The organism is Sutcliffiella sp. FSL R7-0096 (genome assembly GCF_038595065.1).
Taxonomy (GTDB): domain Bacteria; phylum Bacillota; class Bacilli; order Bacillales; family Bacillaceae_I; genus Sutcliffiella_A.
The window spans coordinates 1,649,419-1,667,056 of record NZ_CP152003.1 but is presented as its reverse complement, the minus strand read 5'-3'; the positions used below and the strand labels follow the sequence as shown (position 1 = coordinate 1,667,056).

General features: G+C 40.7%; 17 protein-coding genes and 1 riboswitch. Of the genes, 2 read left to right on the top strand and 15 right to left on the bottom strand.

Features of this window, described 5'->3' with window-relative positions:
* Nucleotides 1–73: 73 nt before the first annotated feature.
* The 8 genes from MKY77_RS08480 to MKY77_RS08445 form a co-directional block, all read right to left on the bottom strand.
* On the bottom strand, nucleotides 74–1,564 hold the full coding sequence (locus tag MKY77_RS08480) for a UDP-N-acetylmuramoyl-L-alanyl-D-glutamate--2,6-diaminopimelate ligase (protein WP_339145412.1): 1,491 nt from the start codon (nucleotides 1,562–1,564) through the stop codon (nucleotides 74–76).
* A gap of 212 nt (nucleotides 1,565–1,776) precedes the next feature.
* A complete protein-coding gene (locus MKY77_RS08475) occupies nucleotides 1,777–3,471 on the bottom strand; it encodes a M3 family oligoendopeptidase (protein ID WP_339145411.1) in 1,695 nt (564 codons plus the stop codon).
* A 134-nt stretch (nucleotides 3,472–3,605) separates the two neighbouring features.
* Complete coding sequence (locus MKY77_RS08470; protein ID WP_339145410.1) at nucleotides 3,606–4,058, bottom strand: MarR family transcriptional regulator; 453 nt, start codon at nucleotides 4,056–4,058, stop codon at nucleotides 3,606–3,608.
* A 174-nt stretch (nucleotides 4,059–4,232) separates the two neighbouring features.
* Nucleotides 4,233–5,801, bottom strand: a complete 1,569-nt coding sequence (locus MKY77_RS08465; protein ID WP_339145409.1) for a bifunctional UDP-sugar hydrolase/5'-nucleotidase — start codon at nucleotides 5,799–5,801, stop codon at nucleotides 4,233–4,235.
* A gap of 268 nt (nucleotides 5,802–6,069) precedes the next feature.
* Nucleotides 6,070–6,867: a phosphonate ABC transporter, permease protein PhnE gene (gene phnE / locus MKY77_RS08460; RefSeq protein WP_339145408.1), complete on the bottom strand. Its 798-nt coding sequence runs from the start codon at nucleotides 6,865–6,867 to the stop codon at nucleotides 6,070–6,072.
* Nucleotides 6,867–7,667 carry a phosphonate ABC transporter, permease protein PhnE gene (gene phnE / locus MKY77_RS08455; protein WP_339145407.1) on the bottom strand — a complete coding sequence of 267 codons (801 nt, stop codon included), beginning with the start codon at nucleotides 7,665–7,667 and terminating at the stop codon, nucleotides 6,867–6,869. Before phnE (MKY77_RS08455) ends, phnE (MKY77_RS08460) begins: the two co-directional genes overlap by 1 nt.
* Entirely contained in the window at nucleotides 7,664–8,437 is a 774-nt protein-coding gene (gene phnC / locus MKY77_RS08450; protein WP_339145406.1) for a phosphonate ABC transporter ATP-binding protein, read from the bottom strand. The genes phnE (MKY77_RS08455) and phnC overlap by 4 nt, the downstream gene beginning before the upstream one ends.
* A gap of 83 nt (nucleotides 8,438–8,520) precedes the next feature.
* Complete coding sequence (locus MKY77_RS08445) at nucleotides 8,521–9,459, bottom strand: phosphate/phosphite/phosphonate ABC transporter substrate-binding protein (protein ID WP_339145405.1); 939 nt, start codon at nucleotides 9,457–9,459, stop codon at nucleotides 8,521–8,523.
* Nucleotides 9,460–9,843: 384 nt separating this feature from the next.
* Between MKY77_RS08445 and MKY77_RS08440 the strand changes: the two genes are divergently transcribed.
* Nucleotides 9,844–10,575: a ZIP family metal transporter gene (locus MKY77_RS08440; protein ID WP_339145404.1), complete on the top strand. Its 732-nt coding sequence runs from the start codon at nucleotides 9,844–9,846 to the stop codon at nucleotides 10,573–10,575.
* Between the two features lie 41 nt (nucleotides 10,576–10,616).
* Here MKY77_RS08440 and MKY77_RS08435 read toward each other — a convergent pair whose 3' ends face one another.
* Entirely contained in the window at nucleotides 10,617–10,880 is a 264-nt protein-coding gene (locus tag MKY77_RS08435; RefSeq protein WP_342515692.1) for an aspartyl-phosphate phosphatase Spo0E family protein, read from the bottom strand.
* Nucleotides 10,881–11,014: 134 nt separating this feature from the next.
* On the opposite strand from MKY77_RS08435, the gene MKY77_RS08430 reads away from it, so the two are divergent.
* Nucleotides 11,015–11,788 carry a divergent polysaccharide deacetylase family protein gene (locus MKY77_RS08430; RefSeq protein ID WP_339145402.1) on the top strand — a complete coding sequence of 258 codons (774 nt, stop codon included), beginning with the start codon at nucleotides 11,015–11,017 and terminating at the stop codon, nucleotides 11,786–11,788.
* Nucleotides 11,789–11,843: 55 nt separating this feature from the next.
* On the opposite strand, the gene cbpA is transcribed toward MKY77_RS08430, so the two are convergent.
* From cbpA to mtnW, 6 genes are all read right to left on the bottom strand, one after another.
* On the bottom strand, nucleotides 11,844–12,482 hold the full coding sequence (gene cbpA, locus MKY77_RS08425; RefSeq protein WP_339145401.1) for a cyclic di-AMP binding protein CbpA: 639 nt from the start codon (nucleotides 12,480–12,482) through the stop codon (nucleotides 11,844–11,846).
* A gap of 108 nt (nucleotides 12,483–12,590) precedes the next feature.
* Nucleotides 12,591–13,934: a CoA-disulfide reductase gene (locus MKY77_RS08420; protein ID WP_339145400.1), complete on the bottom strand. Its 1,344-nt coding sequence runs from the start codon at nucleotides 13,932–13,934 to the stop codon at nucleotides 12,591–12,593.
* 123 nt (nucleotides 13,935–14,057) lie between these two features.
* Nucleotides 14,058–14,591: a cupin domain-containing protein gene (locus MKY77_RS08415; protein ID WP_339145399.1), complete on the bottom strand. Its 534-nt coding sequence runs from the start codon at nucleotides 14,589–14,591 to the stop codon at nucleotides 14,058–14,060.
* A 200-nt stretch (nucleotides 14,592–14,791) separates the two neighbouring features.
* Nucleotides 14,792–15,430, bottom strand: coding sequence for a methylthioribulose 1-phosphate dehydratase (locus tag MKY77_RS08410; protein ID WP_339145398.1), 639 nt, complete (start codon nucleotides 15,428–15,430; stop codon nucleotides 14,792–14,794).
* Nucleotides 15,427–16,092 (bottom strand): 2-hydroxy-3-keto-5-methylthiopentenyl-1-phosphate phosphatase, encoded by a 666-nt coding sequence (locus MKY77_RS08405; RefSeq protein ID WP_339145397.1) that lies wholly within the window; start codon nucleotides 16,090–16,092, stop codon nucleotides 15,427–15,429. The genes MKY77_RS08410 and MKY77_RS08405 overlap by 4 nt, the downstream gene beginning before the upstream one ends.
* A complete protein-coding gene (mtnW, locus tag MKY77_RS08400; protein ID WP_339145396.1) occupies nucleotides 16,089–17,333 on the bottom strand; it encodes a 2,3-diketo-5-methylthiopentyl-1-phosphate enolase in 1,245 nt (414 codons plus the stop codon). Before mtnW ends, MKY77_RS08405 begins: the two co-directional genes overlap by 4 nt.
* A 75-nt stretch (nucleotides 17,334–17,408) precedes the next feature.
* Nucleotides 17,409–17,515: riboswitch (SAM riboswitch) on the bottom strand.
* Nucleotides 17,516–17,638: the final 123 nt, after the last annotated feature.

Here is a 17,638-nt window from a genome sequence, read left to right as displayed (position 1 = left end):
AAAAAAATGACTAGTTGATGGCCCACTCAGGTAATAAGTGAACCGATCAACTAGTCAGCCCGTTTCCTGTTCTCTATGTTGTCGGAATCGTTTCAGATAATGGAAAGGCTTTAACTGCTTTTAGTGTGATTTCTTTTTCATCAAACGGGACAGATTCTTTCCCAATCAATTGATAGTTCTCATGCCCCTTACCTGCAATGAGGATGACATCCCCTTCTCCTGCAACCTCCACTGCACGGATGATTGCCTGCTCGCGGTCTGGTATGCATTCGAATTTATCATGAACGGCTCCTGCCGCCATACCTTCTACAATTTCCTCACCAGGTTCGTCTAATGGGTTGTCCGTAGTAAAAATGACATATTCAGATTTCTCGGTAGCAATTCTACCCATCTTCGGACGTTTGTCTTTGTCTCTTCCGCCACCTGTACCGATAATGGAGATTATCTTATGTTTGGAAAACATCCTAATGCTGTCCAATACCTTGCCGATTGCATCTTCGGTATGTGCGTAATCAATGATGACAGTCCGCTTATCACCTGTAGCCAATGTCTGCATGCGACCACTTGGTGGAGGCGTTTCTTTAAGATGGTTCAATATCCTTTCAAATGGCATACCTTTATCCCAAAGAACACAAATTACGGAAAGTATATTATACACATTGAATTCTCCGACAAATGGAATTTCCATCTCAAACTCTCCAAAGTTCGTTTCAAGGGTAAAGGATGTTTTGTTCTCAAAGAACTTAATATCCCTTGCTTTGAAATCCGCGTCCTTCTTGATACCATATGTGATGATTCTTGCACTTGTCATCGTGATATAATCATTGCTTGCCTCATCATCAGCATTTAGAATAGCTGCTTTATCCTTGCGAAGATCTTGTCCAAGCTGAGCAAAAAGCAAGCCTTTTGCATTTTTGTAATGCTCCATCGTACCATGGAAATCAAGATGATCCTGTGTAAGGTTGGTAAACACACCGTTCTGGAATTCCACCCCTGCGAGTCGTCCTAGGATCAAACCATGTGAGGATACTTCCATTACCACATCCGTCACACCGGCTTCTACCATATCTTTTAGCATACGTTGCATGGTAAGAACATCGCTAGTCGTATTCTTGCTCTCGAATTTTTCCCCATCAATATCAATTTCAATCGTACCGCTCAGGCCGGTTTTATATCCTTCTCTTCTCATGACATTATTGATGACACTTGATACCGTCGTTTTCCCGTTAGTCCCGGTAACCCCTACAATACGCAGTTTAGTGGAAGGATAGTCAAAGAACATATTTGCTAGTTGGCCCAGTGCTCTTTCCGTGTCCCTTACATGCACATAACAAACACGCTCGTCCATATGTTCTGGTAGGTCCTGCACCACAATGACACTGGCACCTTTTTCAATGGCAGATGCAATGTAGCGGTGTCCGTCCACCGTATAGCCTTTAATGCAGACAAAAACGGAATCCGTAGTCACTTGTCTAGAATCAGAAAATATATTAGAAACGGAAAGAGGATACTCTCCATACACTTTTAGAGTTGAAACATTGGAAAATAAAACATTCGTCTTCACTATAGTCACTTCCTTTTCTGATACTAAAAATGTTAATTATAGTATCTTCATTAAATTCTCTATGTACCTTACCGCTTTTTGCTAAAATATTTGATGAATGATTTACATCTATTCAGGAAATACTGTACCCTCTATTCTACAAAATTTGCGTAAAAAGGGAAAGAAAAAGCCAATTTAAAAGCTGTCGTAAAAATACGACAGCTTAAAGTCTTTTATAATGCTTTATCATTTACATCATTTAAATAAGACTCGATTTCACCTACAACCGACTCTACACACCCATCCTCAAATGGTGAACGAAGGCCTGCAAATTTCACCAAGTCTACAAATGACTTGCTACCGCCTTGTTTGCAAAGTTCCAAATAAGATTTCCACGCTGCTTCAGCATTTTCTTGAGACAACTTCCAATATTGCAATGCACATATCTGAGCAAGTGTGTAATCGATATAATAGAAAGGACTACGGTAAATATGGCCTTGTCGCTGCCAAAATCTCCCTGATTCCAAATAAGAGTTTTCCTCATAATCACGGCCAGGCAAGTATTTCTTCTCTATTTCCCTCCATGCCTTGCTTCTTTCAGCAGGAGTCGCTTCAGGATTTTCATACACGAAGTGCTGGAATTCATCTACTGCCACCCCGTACGGAAGAAATGAAATGGCCCCACTCAAATGTGAGAATTTGTACTTCTCGGTATCTTCCTTGAAGAACAATTTCATCCACGGCCAAGTGAAAAATTCCATGCTCATGGAGTGAATCTCACACGCTTCGTAAGTTGGCCAGTTATACTCCGGCACATCAAATTCACGGCTCATATACACTTGGAAAGCATGTCCCGCTTCATGAGTAAGAACATCAATATCACCGCTAGTACCATTAAAGTTCGAGAAGATATAAGGTGTTTTATAGGTTGGGATATACGTGCAGTATCCACCGGCCTCTTTCCCTTTCTTCGCAACAAGGTCCATCAGGTTCTTATCAATCATAAATTGGAAGAACTCCTTTGTTTCCTCGGAAAGCTCTTCATACATCTGCTTTCCATTTTCAATGATCCATTCCGGAGTCCCTTTAGGTTTTGCGTTTCCAGATTTAAATTTAAACCCTTCATCATAATACTTCAGGGCATCGACACCAATACGTTCCTGCTGTCTTTCGGCCAGTTTTCCTACAAGAGGCACAATGGACTCCTTCACTTGATCACGGAATTTCGCCACCATTTCCGCATTATAATCCGTACGTGTCATTCGTGCATAGCCAAGCTCCACGAAGTTTTCGTAGCCAAGTTTTTTCGCCATCTTGGTACGTACTTTTACAAGTTGGTCAAAGATTTCATCAAATTCTTCCTGGTTATCCTGGAAGAAACCGAACTTTGCTTCACTTGCCTGTTTACGGACTTCACGGTCTTCCGACTCTGTAAAAGGGTCTAATTGAGCAAGTGTCAGCTCTTCCCCGTTAAAAACGATTTTTGCAGAAGCGACCAGTTTGGAGTATTTCGTACTGAGCTTATTTTCAAGCTGCAGGTCCTCGATAATGGAATCGTCAAATGTTTTTAATTCACATTCCGCTAGCGCGAAAAGTTGCGTCCCCCATTTCGCTTCTAATTCTGTGCGAAACGGTGATTTAACTAGAGCTTTATAGAATTTTGTATCCCAAGATTTAGTAAGAGGCTCGATCTCATCCAGGAAATCTTGCTCCTCTTTGTAAAACTCATCATTCGTATCAATGGAATGGCGAATATAAACCAAATTAAAGTCGGAGCTTAAATGATTTCGAATATCATTGATCTCCTGGATTGCCTTCTCCTGCTCTCCTGCAGTACCTGCCGCCTCAAACCTATCCAAAGCAGCCATAAACTTCTGCTCCACCTCATCCACATTCGGACGAGTATAACTAAAATCCTCAAATCTCATATGTATTATCCCCCTTTATAAACAGACTTCACAATTATATGTATTCGACACGATTGGTGAAATTCCTTGTGGGGTCTGTCCCCTTCGCAACTTTTTTTATCCTCTCAACAAAAAATGACCTTCAGCTTTGAAGGTCATTTTTTTGATGTTGCTGTTACGTTGAGTCCTAGCTTTTTGATTAGTTCGATGGCTTGTTCTTTTTCTTGTTGCGTTAAGCCGTGGAGCAGGCCGTGGATGTGCTGTTCATGCTTCGGGAAGATTTCCTGGAGCAGCTTTTTACCATCCTCAGTGATTTGTGCATACGTTACCCTTCTGTCTTTTGGACAGGCTTTTCGGGCAAGAAGCCCTTTGCTCTCTAACTTGTCTACCACATAGGTAATACTGCCACTTGCCAATAATATTTTTCCACCAATTTGCTGAAGTGGCTGATCGCCTTTATGATAAAGAAGTTCAAGTACTGCAAATTCAGTCGGGTTTAAGTTGAAACTTTGAATGGATTGGTTTGCTTGATCGTTTACTGCGCGAAAAGCTCGTGATAGAACGATAAATAGCTTTAATGAAGTATCAAGCTCATGTCTTTCTGCCATAGTAGTCATTCCTTTTTCTAGAATATCTTGAATTAAAACTAATGGTATAGCAATCGAAGGGTTTCGTCAATCTATTTTCTAGAAATTGTCAATCATGAAAATCCATAATACACCGCTGTTGATCTCCGCACCGGGCTACTATCAACAGCTATAGAATCCATTAACAGCAATAACCTATTTCCAAATCACCTTCCAATTGTCATTTACAGTTGCATCGATCACTTTGTTTTCCATTATATAGTTCGCGATTAATTCGGACATGTCCAGTGGGATGTCTTGTATGACCTCCTTACCTCTGTACATGGGATAGTTTCCACCACCACCTGCACGATAATTGTTCATCACCACATCAAATTCCACTTCCATATCTAGCGGATTACCGTTCCTATTTAGCTTCACCACTCTTTCACCGAATGGCTTCCTTATATCCAGAATATACTCGATTCCTTCCCACATATCGTAATTATAGTGCTGTGGCTTTGGCGTGGTGAAAGAAGGATTAACTTCCAATTCCCCACTGCTGCCGATAATGAAATAAGAGGCGGAACGCTCTAATGCATCCTTTATATCTTGACCTGAAATTCGAATTACCTTCAACGTGTTAGGGTAAATATAGTTTGAAACGATATCCCTCATGGTGACATTTGCAGGAAATCCAGGAGAATTATTATGAAAAAGAGCTGTATTAGATATGGTAGCACCAGTAGCCTTCATTTGAACGTTATTGATAAATTCAATTAGGGCATTATCTTGGGTACGTATTTCATTGGCATTTTTCACTAGCATATCGCCGTTGATTTTCCCCATCGGCAAATCTAACCATTCCTGTGTTGCCGTTTCATATTCCTCAATCAGTGTAACCACCTCATGATCTGGTTCTGAATCCACCACTGATATTAGGTCTGCTTCCTTCGAAACGACCTGCCATCTACTATCTACGTTCTCAAAAGTAACTTCCGCTTTCCCTACCATTTGTCCATTCACCCCAGGCTGTACGACAAGTACATCATGGATGGATGTTGCGATGGACCGATGCTGATGTCCGGTCAGAAGGATATCGATTCCCTTTATTTTGCTACAGATATCATAGCCTTGATTTTCTCCGGTAAGGTTTTCTGTTGCTTCCCCGGTAGACGGGTCACGCTCGAAACCACCATGATAGCTGACAATTAATAAGTCAGGGTTTTCGTTTTCCTTAATGATGGATACCCATCTTTCGGTGGAGGCCAGAGCGTCTATAAAAGAGAGCTTTTCGATATGGTCAGGGTTTTCCCAATTCGGTATGTAATGTGTCGTTACCCCTAAGACCGCCACCTTTATAGGACCGAATGTTTTAATCAAATAAGGCCTTCCTAAAAAAGGTGTTCCGCTTTGTTGGTCGAGAATATTGGCGGATAACCATGGGAACTCTGATGCTTCCACAGCATTCTTTAATACCTCACGACCGTAATTAAATTCATGGTTTCCGACTACAGCAGCATCATAGTTCAGATGATTCAACACAGTGATCATCGGATTTTCCAGGTGTGCTTGTTTTTTAACATAATGATAGGTTAGGGGTGTTCCTTGTATCAGATCCCCATTATCGATTAATAGAACATGCTCTTTCTTTTTTCGTTCATCTTTTATGACTGTTGATACTTTTGCAAGTCCAAGAGCCGCCGCTTCATTGTTTCCATAGTTTAAGGGCATGATAGAGCCATGTACATCACTGGTTTCGAGTATTGTTAATTTCAGCTTCAATTGGTAGCCTCCTATTCCCGATCAAACTTTATTAAGGCTCTTTCCTCAAAGATTGTTGCTATCCCTTGTAAAAAGTCGGCAATTGGACTTTTTACTGCTTTCATACTCTTTAAGGTGCAAGTAGTTTCTTAAGTACGGCAGGGAAAAGAGCATGACAGTAAGGAAAATATTGGTTAATGTATGCATACGAAAAAGCAACAAAGTTTACGAAAAGAGCCTTTATTAAAGAAAGGGCTGATCATGAAGATCACCCCTATAGAAAAAATACTTATACGATTCTTCTACGAATAGCTGAAGATAGGAAATCTATAATGGTGACTACTACGATAATCACCAATAGAATCAAGCCCATCTCTTCCCAGTTACGATTCATCTGTGCGAATTGTATCAGTGTTCCGATACCGCCGGCTCCGACAATCCCAAGAATGGTCGACGCACGAACGTCAATCTCGAAACGATAGATAGCATAAGAAAGGAATTCTGGTATGATCTGTGGAATGACTCCTTGGAATAGAATTTGGATTTTATTTGCGCCACTTGCTTCCATGGCCTCCACGATATTCATATCGATGGATTCCAACACTTCCGAGTACAGTTTACCAAGCATTCCTGTGGATCCGATGGCGATAGCCAAGACCCCGGCGAACGGATTCGGTCCTACTGCCACTACAAATAGTATAGCCAAGATTAGATCCGGGAATGCCCTGACCCCACTCAAGATCCATTTCCCAAACGTGGTCAGAACCTTACTTTTTGTCATATTCTGTGCAGCAAGGAAACCTAGTGGTATCGCAAGAATGGCAGCCATGAGGGAACCTGCAAATGCGATATACAAGGTTTCGACCATTGCGGACCAAACTTTGCCGATTGCGGACCATTCTGGACTGAAAAGCTTTGGAATGACGCGATGAAAGTTGTTGACCATCCTTTCCGCTGCGCGAGTCCAGTTGATATCAATGGTGGCAAAGGTCCAAACATACATTAATACGAGGAAGAGAAAGATTCCCCAGTTTCTCACCTTTTTTATCAAGGACGTCTTCTTTTTGGGAGGTAAGACAAGTTCCATTATACAATCGCCTCCCTGATCTTAGTTGAAATATATTCAATGATAACAACCATTGCAAAGATAACCAGGATGATTAACATTGCATTCGGATAGTTATAGAATCTTAGTTGTTGACTTAAGATAATCCCAATCCCACCGGCCCCTACCAGTCCTAAAACTACCGAAGCACGGATATTGATCTCGAATACATATAGAACAAAGGAAACGAATTGCGGCAGCACCTGTGGAATCAGTGCAAATGAAATTTTCTGAAGCGTATTGGCACCAGACGCACTCATCGCTTCCATTGGATTCATATCTACAGATTCAATGGTTTCACTGATTAACTTCGCTAAAATACCCAAAGAGAAAATAATAAGTGCAAGAATACCAGGTAATACCCCTATTCCAAATAGACCAACGAAAATAACCGCTAGAACTAGATCCGGAATTGTGCGCAGAATATTTAGGAATGTTCGTACAGCCGTATATACGAATTTATTGGTAGTGACGTTTTGTGCTGCCAATAAGCTTAACGGAATACATAAAAGGGATGCAACCGTTGTGGCAATGATGGCCATTTGCACAGTTGTGGCCATAGGCTCTAAAATGTGTACAAATACATTCAAGTTTGGTGGAAAGAACTTCACAATCACCTTAAACATATTTGGGATTCCACTGATTAAATCGCCAATTGTCGCATTAGTCTTCACCGTACTTAAAATGTAAAAACCAATTATCAATGCGAAAATGACACTTAGTTTAAATTTCGTTTTTGCAGGAAGGAGTGAAGGTGCTGTCTTGTTCTCTTCTAACTTCACTGTTCTACACCTCCGCGCAAATCGTCTTCCCGAATTGCACGACCATAGATTTGTTCAAACGTCTTTTCTGATACCTCTGAAACAGGTCCATCAAACACCACTTCTCCTGCTCTCATCCCGATTATGCGATCAGCATATTCCATTGCCATATCAATGAAGTGGAGGTTTACAATTGTAGTGATTTTGTCTTCTTTATTAATTTTCTTCAAGTAGGTCATTACCTGATGGGAGGTTGGTGGATCAAGTGATGCAACAGGCTCGTCTGCCAAAATATATTTTGGTTTTTGAGTCAGTACACGTGCGATGCTGACACGTTGCTGTTGCCCGCCACTAAGTTCATCGGCACGATTATAAAGTTTTTCTTCTATATTTACACGCTTTAAACTTTCGTAAGCTAATGCTAGGTCTTCTTTCTTGAAAAAATTGAACATGGAACGCAATGTTCCAGTATATCCTAATCGACCGGCAAGTACGTTTTTCAAAACATTCGATCTTTTTACCAGATTATAGTTCTGAAAAATCATTCCTACTTTGGTTCGTAGCTTTCTGAGGTCAGTGTTTCTGTATGCTAGAATGTTTTCATTATCTACATTCAGTTCTCCTGAGGTTGGAGTGACCAAACGATTGATACTTCTGATAAATGTCGATTTACCTGCACCAGACAGGCCGACAATAACAACGAATTCGCCCTCATTGATTGTTACATTAATATTCTTCAACCCTTGCGTTCCGTTCGGGTACACCAAGGAAACATCTTTGAACTGTATCATGTTGCAAACCCCCTCAATTCTTTACACACAAATAAAATAGGGGGAAGTAAGCAACCTCCCCCTGGATTGCGAATCATATTAAATTAGAAAGAAATGGAATCCTTGAATTTCTCATACGTATCTTTTACAACTTGGTACTCTTCGTCTGCAGCTTCACTGATTGCATCCCAGTTGTAAACATCGTTCATGATTTGGATCATTTCTTCATCATCATTGAAAGAAAGGAATGCATCTTTGATTTGTTGAACCAATTCTTTATCAAGCTCTTTCGTTACAGAAATCGTGTCATTTGGAATTTCTTCTGTATAGCCAAGAACCTTTAAATCTTCCATGATCGTATCATATTCTTCTGTAAGTGTTGTACGAACATCATCAAAAGTTGTTGCTACATCAGCGTCACCTTCCAATACTGCGATAGCAGCTTGGTCATGACCGCCAGTTTGAATAGTGTCAGAGAAGAAGTTCGTTTGTAGATCTTGTGTAGATGCGATATCGAACTCATCCATCAATTGGGAAGCTGGGAATAGGAATCCGGATGTTGAAGTTGCATCTCCGTATGCCCATACTGTTCCTTCTAAATCAGCTAACGTTTCAATTCCAGAATCAGCTCTTACAAGGTATTGCGCCTTGTATGTACCGCTTCCGTGTCTCATGGATTTAAGGATTACTTCAGCGCCATATTGCTCATTTGCAAGTACATAACCGAATGCCGGGATAAATCCAACATGTACTGTGTTAGAACCCATTGCTTCAATCAGTGCTGTGTAGTCAGTCATTACACGACCTTCCACTTCCACTCCCAGTTCTTCACCTAAACGGTCGGCCAATGGTTGTACAGTGTCTGCAATAGAGTCAGAATCTTGAGAAGGTACAAATCCCATTACAATTTTTTCCGGTTTGATTTGCTCGCCGGAGTCCCCATTGCTGGAGTTGGTGTTCTCAGTGCCCGAGTTGTTACTGCCGCATGCAGCTAAGCTGATTGCTAGAATCGCAACCAAAAAGATTGACAAAAACTTTTTCATTTTTCTTTTTCCCCCTAAGAAATGATGATGTTGTTTTTTCACAATTAAAATTATAACGAATCTTTTCTCTATTAGGCTACATTTTTTTCTGTTTTTTTACAAAATGTTAAAAATATTTACTTTTTTATTGCAGAAATATCAGCTTTTTCGTCAATTCCTTAACACTGTCTTAACAAATAGTTAATATTTTCCGCCAAAGAATGTCTAAGATGTCAGATGATTGATGAGGGACGTCCTTCAAAAAGTGCTTTTAATTAATCAATTTGTATCTAGCATTATTATTGGTACAATAACCTTAATACTTTAGTTTACTGAATTATTGAATAGGAATAATCATACTATTCTATTTCTAATAGGATTCAGAATCAGAAAGGAATTATAGATATGAAAGAAGCTTTATTGGGAAGTATTTTAGCTGCAATGTCAACCGGTTTGGGGGCCTTGCCTATCCTATTTTTAAAAAACACGTTGTCGCACAGGTGGAAAGATACACTGCTCGCTTTTACTGCAGGAATCATGATGGCTGCCGCAACATTAAGTTTAATACCGGAAGCACTATCATATGGAGGATTTCTTCCTTTAGGAATTGGATTACTTTTTGGGGTCATCATTCTGACGCTACTGGAAAAGTCGATTCCTCATATCGATCTTGAGCATAATAGAAAAGGAATTGCATTTGACCAGAAAGCGATGCTGATAGTTGCTGCCATTACCTTGCACAATATACCTGAAGGACTTTCAGTAGGTGTAAGTTATGCTTCGGACGCAGAAGAAACCGGAAATTTAATTGCATTTGCGATAGGATTACAAAATGCTCCTGAGGGATTTTTGGTGGCATTGTTTTTAATGAATCAAAAAATAACGAGGATGAAAGCTTTTGTGGTAGCTACGTTAACTGGTACAGTCGAAATACCGATGGCCATACTCGGTTTCTATTTAACTTCGGTAGTATCTGCACTCGTTCCGTATGGACTTGCTTTTGCCGCTGGGGCCATGTTGTATATCATTTATAAAGAATTAATACCTGAAAGCCATGGGGATGGTCACGAGACTTCCTCGACATATTCTTTTATTATCGGTCTATTGTTTATGATATTTTTAATCCAAATTTTTTAGCCGTTCCTTATGGGCGGCTATTTTTCTTTTTTTATTTAAATTTATTTTTTGTCGAAAATCATTTCTTGGTATTGGTAAATCAACTTGTCCAGATCTTGACTGCATTTTACAGTCTGTTCACTGATATAACCGGTTTTGTTGGCAATGGCAATCATATTGTCCCTTTTTTCTTTAATTAATAATAACAAGTGATCTACATACCCTTCATAAGTCAATGTCCATTCGCCCCTTCTCTCTCTATAATCCACAATAGGAATTATTACAATAATTTCTATAATTGTAAATAGAATCGCAAAGTTAGACATTTTTTTCATTGAATTTTTTTATTTAATTTAGATGAAAATAGTACAAAGTATCTAGAGAGAGTATGCTTTGTAGAATAAAATTCAAAAATCAAGTATGCAGTTTTTGTCGAATCTAAAACGAAGCAGGTGGATATATGAAACGTTTACTAGTGATCATGATGAGCTTTTCCATCCTTTTCAACCTCTCAAGTCAAAAGGCTTCAGCAGAAGAACATACAAGCAATAAGGTAGCCATTGTCATTGATGACTTTGGGAATAATATGAAAGGAACAGAGGAGATCCTTCAATTACCTGTCTCCCTGACAGTCGCGGTCATGCCATTCCTATCCACTACCAAAAAGGATGCTGAAATGGCACATCGTTTGGGTCATGAAGTGATCCTTCACCTCCCCATGGAACCTTTAAAAGGGAAAAGAAGTTGGCTAGGTCCCGGGGCCATCACATCCAATCTATCCGACGAGGAAGTATACAAAAGGGTAAATGATGCCATCGATTCCGTTCCCTATGCAGTCGGAATAAATAATCATATGGGTTCCAAAATAACAGCTGATGAACGTATCATGAGCGTGATACTTGGTATCTGCAAAGAGAGAAACCTTTACTATCTCGACAGTAAAACAACCAAAAAGAGTGTTGTCGCTGAATTGGCCACTAAGATGGGTGTGCCATTTTTAGAAAATGAGTTGTTTTTTGACGAAGTTTTTACCACCAATCATATTGTGAAGCAGACTACTCAGCTGATCAAAAAAACAGAAGTAGATGATTCCATTATTGCAATCGGTCATGTTGGGGTAGTGGGCGAGAAGACCGCAAGTGTACTCAAGCAATACATCCCCAAGTTAGAAGATAAAGCCGAAATTGTCACCCTATCCAATATATTAATTGATAAAGAAATTTTATTGCACTAAAGAATGAGCGGTCCCATAAAAGTGGAGACCGCTCGTTACTTTTAGATGTTTATTTTTATTTTTGCACATCAATTTGATCAACGTGTGTAACTCTGAATTCTTTTTCTCCAAGCTTTTTGACCAGTTTGTTCAGTTTTTCCTCTGGTAATTCAGCAGGAAGATTCACTATGATACGTCTTAAGTATTTTTCGCCGTTATCAAGAGTGAGCATGCCGTCGATATTGATATCCTTTAACATTGATACGAGATCCTTGATGGCCCCTTTATGTTCGATTGTTGCAATGGTGAGAGTATATCCCCCCGTTTTCATGCCAAAAGAATCGGCAAGCACATCCATGACATTCGCGTGGGTTAATATCCCCAGAAATTCATTGTCTTCATTCAGCACTGCGATGAATGGCAAACGCTTGATTGTGAAGAATGCCTTGAAAAAGGAGTCTTCTTCAAAGATGAATGCGTCTTGACTTTTTATCAGTACCTCGATGGAATCTTCTTCACTACCCTTTTCTTCATATAGATAATCAAGCAGATGAACTTTGTAGACAAGGCCAAGAAAGTTATGGCCATCATTGGAAAGGATCGGAATGCACCGATAACCAGTATCCTTTATTTTCTCATATGCCTGTTTGATGGTATAAGTTGGTTCACAATACTGAACATCATGCTTTGGCACGAAATTGTAGCGGACCTTCATCTCTCTCACTCCTCTGTCAAAATATATGTATAGAGCTACTATTACATTAGCATATTTGACTTTAGTGGTAAAGAAAATTCACAATATTTTAACAACTTATCTAGTTTCTTATTTTGCTGCATTTGCTGCCACTTGAACTGCGTCCCAAACTGTAGCATAGGGTGGGGCATAACAGAGATCTAGCATACCGATTTGCTTGGTAGACAATCCGCAGGTTATAGCCGTTGCATAGACATCCAATCTTTTGGCAATCGATATATCCTTACCAACCATTTGTGCACCAAGCAGCTTTTGTGAGCCCTTTTCATACACAAGCTTGATATGAATGGTTTCGGCATCCGGGTAGTAGGAGGCGTGGTTATTTGTTTCAATGACTACACATTCAATGTCGAGTTCTTCTTTTTTCGCCTCTTTTTCGGTCAGCCCAGTCATAGCAGCGGTCCATTCCATCACTTTCACAACATTTGTTCCAAGTATCCCTTCAAAAGTGGATGGTATGCCAGCCAGGTTATCTGCAGCCACTCTTCCATGTTTGTTCGCCGTTGTGCCTAGACCGATATTGACAGGTCTGTTCAATAGAAGGTGATTACTTGTTGCACAATCACCAGCAGCATAAATGGATGGGAGGCTAGTCTTTTGTTGGGTGTCTACGATAATTGCCCCGTTTTCCAGCATTTCCAGGCCTAGGTTTTCAACAAACTCCGTGTTCGGTTTATTTCCGATGTTGACGATTACTGTATCCACTTCAATTGTGGCCTTGTCCGTCACTATATGTGACACTTTATCCCCTGATACTTTAAGTTCCTTCACTTCTTCTCCAGTTCGAATGGAAGCACCTTGTATCGAATTTATCGAATCCGAAACAATATTGGCCATTTCCGCATCATAATTGGGCAAAATCTGGTCCTGTAGCTCGATGACCACAACTTCTTTCCCAAGCTCCAACATGCTCTCCACGAGCTCCATTCCAATGTAACCTCCACCTATGATGCCTACCTTTTTTATAGCCTTATTGCAAAAGTACTCTCTCATCCTGATACCATCATTTAAGGTTTTCAATGTGTGAACATTTGTTGCCCCTTTTGGTACGAACGGCGGAACAATCGGTTTTGATCCTGTTGCAATGAGTAATTTATCGTAGTCGATCCATGTTTCATCTCCTGTAATAAGGTTCTTCACATTTACTCTTTGATGTTCAGGATCGACACTTATTGCCTCATGGTGAATGTGTACTTGAATGTTGCGTTTTTCAAAGTCTTCCACAGTCCTTGCCAGCAGGTCTTCATGGGATTTTGTTATTCCTGATATGTAGTAAGGTAGGCCACAGGCACCGTAGGATATATGTGAATCTTTTTCAAATACGCTGATTTTCACCTTTTCATCCAATCTTCTAAGTTTGGAGGCGGCGCTCATTCCACCTGCTATTCCTCCTATTATGACAACATGTTCCATAGTGCCTTCCTCCTTAATCTATCTCTGTTTTAATACCATTATATTCCCTCCAGACAGATAAAGTAGTCATGAAAAGTAAAAACAGATGACCCTGCTGCCAACGCAAGGTCATCTGTTTTTTTATTAGTTATTCACTTCTTCTTTTTCATAAATCGGTACCCAACCTTCTGTGGTTACGAAGATTCGAACTGCGACTACTTTACGATCCTCCATTAAGGTGAAGTAGTGGCGGACATTTGGCGGGACAGAGATTAAATCGCCAGGCTCCAATTCTACATCAAAGAAAGAGCCATCCTTTCCTTGAATAACGAATATACCATGGCCACTGACAATGAATCGAACTTCATCATCTGTATGATGGTGCTCTTTATTGAAGTTTTGAAGAAGTTGCTCCAAGTTAGGTGTTGTATCAGATAAAGAGATAACATCTTGTGCCTTGTACCCTCTTTTTAAGGAAATCGCAGCAATCTCATCTTTGAAAACTGTTAGGATTTCTTCTTTGTTTTCATCTGTTAAAGAAAAGTTTTCCTGCAAGTGTTGAGGGAGTTTCGCAATGTCCCAGTTTTCGTAGATTACTTCATTATCATTTAGGAAGCTTTCCACCTTTTCTTTCCCACTGATTCTTTCATCTGTTTCGTGTAATCTGATTTCTGCCATGTTAAATTCCTCCTTATTTTATATCATTATTAAACTCCGCTGTTGATTTCCGTACCGGGCTTCGCTTTCCGCGGGGCGTGTGCTCGAGCCTCCTCGCTCCGCTGTGGGGTCTCAAGCTACCGTTACCTCCCGCCGGAGTCTTCGCCCGTTCCTCCAATCAACAGCTAGGGAAACCTTTGAACTTACTTTCTATATAAGATTTAAATAGATATTTTTGGTTGGACCAAATTTTTTACACTTAATAATTTCAAATGATAGGAGAATAGAAACTCCCAGGCCTCTAGGTATTTTTTCGCTTCAAAGGCTGTTTTCCCCCAAACGGTGATTCCATGATTCCTGATAAGGACAGCTCCAGCATCTCCATCTATAAATTGAGAAAATTCATTTGCCAATGCTGGGATATCCGCATTGTTTCTTATGATTGGTATCCTTACTTCTGCATCTTCCTCCCAGATGCCGAAGGCTTTAATGATTTCTTGTCCTTTGAAAACAATCTCGCCGTGATCACCATATAACTCAGATATGACATTATTATCTACAGTATGGACATGCAAGGAACAACCAGCTTTTGTCTTCCGGTAAACTTCGAGGTGTAGTAATGTCTCTGCTGAAGGCTTCAACACAGTGCTTTCGACAGCTTTTCCCAATTCATCCACAAGCAGGAAATCTTCTGAAGTTATCTTTCTCTTGTCCTTGCCGCTTGAAGAAACCAAGAATTGAAGCGGTGTATCTGACACTTTGATGGAAAGGTTTCCACTTGTGCCAAAAAACCAATCACGCAAAGCCAATTCTTCCTTAACCTCAGAAAGTTCGGTCCATTTCTTTAAAAACTGACTCATGCAGTCACCTCCCGTTTTTTCAGAATGTCCATCACATCATAAAACGTTTCGAACGGTGAAAAGTCGATGGAGTGCTCCTCACACTTTTTAATCAGAAAGTCCCTCGCAATTACTTGGTCAGCAAGCTTTGCCGCTTCTAAATCAGTAATGGAATCGCCAATCACTATTTTTTCGGTGTCGGATTCGGCAAGCTTTCTGATAATGGAGGGCTTGCAGCACCCACATTCGTTGTTACAGTCCTCATCACACGAATGCGGCCAGAGGATGTTTATTGTTTCTCCAGAAAAATCGGAGTGATTACAATAGATGTTCGTTTCATCTACCAACCCTTCTAAAAGTGGTTTCACAAAGAAATCAATACCACCAGAAACAATATAGAATGGAATTCCCTCTTCTTTTGTAAATGCCACAAACTCTTTGAAGCCATCCCGTATCTCAGCGTAAGCTAATATATATTCCGTAATAGCCTCTTTTTTCTCAGAAGGAAGAAGGGCAAACATCTTCCCAACCCCTTCCTTGATGGAGATTTCTTGGGATAGTACCTGGTTTTTAATTTCGTCCCATTCTTCTGGGGCGTATTTCTTCATGATGGCAATGATATTGTCACTATTGGTGATGGTTCCATCAAAGTCACAAAAAATCATCTGCTTATTGACTGTCATGATGTAACCTCCACACTTCCCCATTGCTTAATGGCAACCTCAAGCTCAGGGTGCTTTTGGGCGTAAACTGTCAGCGATTCCCCAGCCTTCACCGCATCTACTGCCTGACGGAAAGCTTTTGCTCCGGCTGCCCCACCAAGCTCATGTCCGTGGACCCCTCCTCCTGCGTTGATGACCGCATCGTTCCCAAAATCCTGATAAAGTAGCGGTACGAGTCCTGGGTGTATCCCAGCTGATGGTACAGGCAAAGTCGTTTTCAACTGATTGTCAGCTACCGTCAGGGCATCCCGGATTCCGAGCGCTTGTTCCTTCGGCAACGCTACACTTCCATAAGGTGACGGAAATAAGGAAAAGTCAGCTCCTGCATAGCGTAAAAGTTTACCTAACAGTAATTCATTGGAAATGCCATAAAATTCTGACGGGGTCACCGCTCCGCTAACCGCCGGATGTGCCATGATCGGAATGGATACTTCCTTGTCTTCTGCCAAACTTTGAAGTGTATCAAGCCCATAAGCAAAAACATTAAATAGCAGAAAATCAGCACCTAATTCTACAGCCCTTTTTGCTTTATCCTTAAGCTCTAACGAACGGCCTGTCAGGTTTACCGCATATCTTGCACGATGACCTGTCTCCTCTTTCACTTCCTCTAAGATTCTTCTGCCTTCGGTAATCCTTTTTTCAAAAGGGGTAAGTTCGTTTTCAAACAATATTTCGTCATCCTTGATGAAATCCACTCCCCCGAGAGCCTGCTCCTTCAACTGATCAGTAAGATAAGCAAGGTCCCTGCCGATCACCCCTTTGAAAATGCTCATGACGAATGGTCTATTATGAACGCCTGTAGTGGTGCGAAGCCCCTCGATTCCAAATTTCGGTCCAGGATATGCCCGCTTCAAGTCATTACTGAACTCAAGATCGATTAACTTTATCTCCCCATCAAGCGAAAGCTTGCCGAATACAGTGGTTAAAATGGCTGGAAGGTCGTTGCTGTAATTGAAACTAGGATACGCAATTTGGATGATGCCGCGTGTTATGGTGTTCCCCAAATAAGCATCCACCCTGTCACTTGACGAAAGCTTTTTGACGCTTACCACTCTGCCTTTATGCTTTTTCAGCTGCTCCTGTTCAAGTTGTGGGAGGTCAGTCCAGGACCCGATTGTAAGTCCGAGTGCGATACCTTCCGCTTTTTTTTCAAGATTCCCTTTATGATCATGAACCAGATAGGTTGCTAGAATTTCTGACATTATGTACACCCTTTCCATCGATCTTAAAAAAACAAAAAACCTCTTCGATAAGAAGAGGTTCGTCTATCTAACGTCCTCTTATCTATCAGCTTCATGCTGCAAGATTTAGCACCGTGCTTAATAAAATTAAGTCGGTTGCCGGGTTTCATCGGGCCAGTCCCTCCACCTGCTCTTGATAAGATTGGATAATATAAATTTATTATTCACCGCTGTTAATTTCCTCATATGGCTTCGCTTTCCGTGGGGCGACCTTGAGCCTCCTCGTTTTCGCCTGCGGGGTCTCAACATTGTCGCTATTCCCCCAC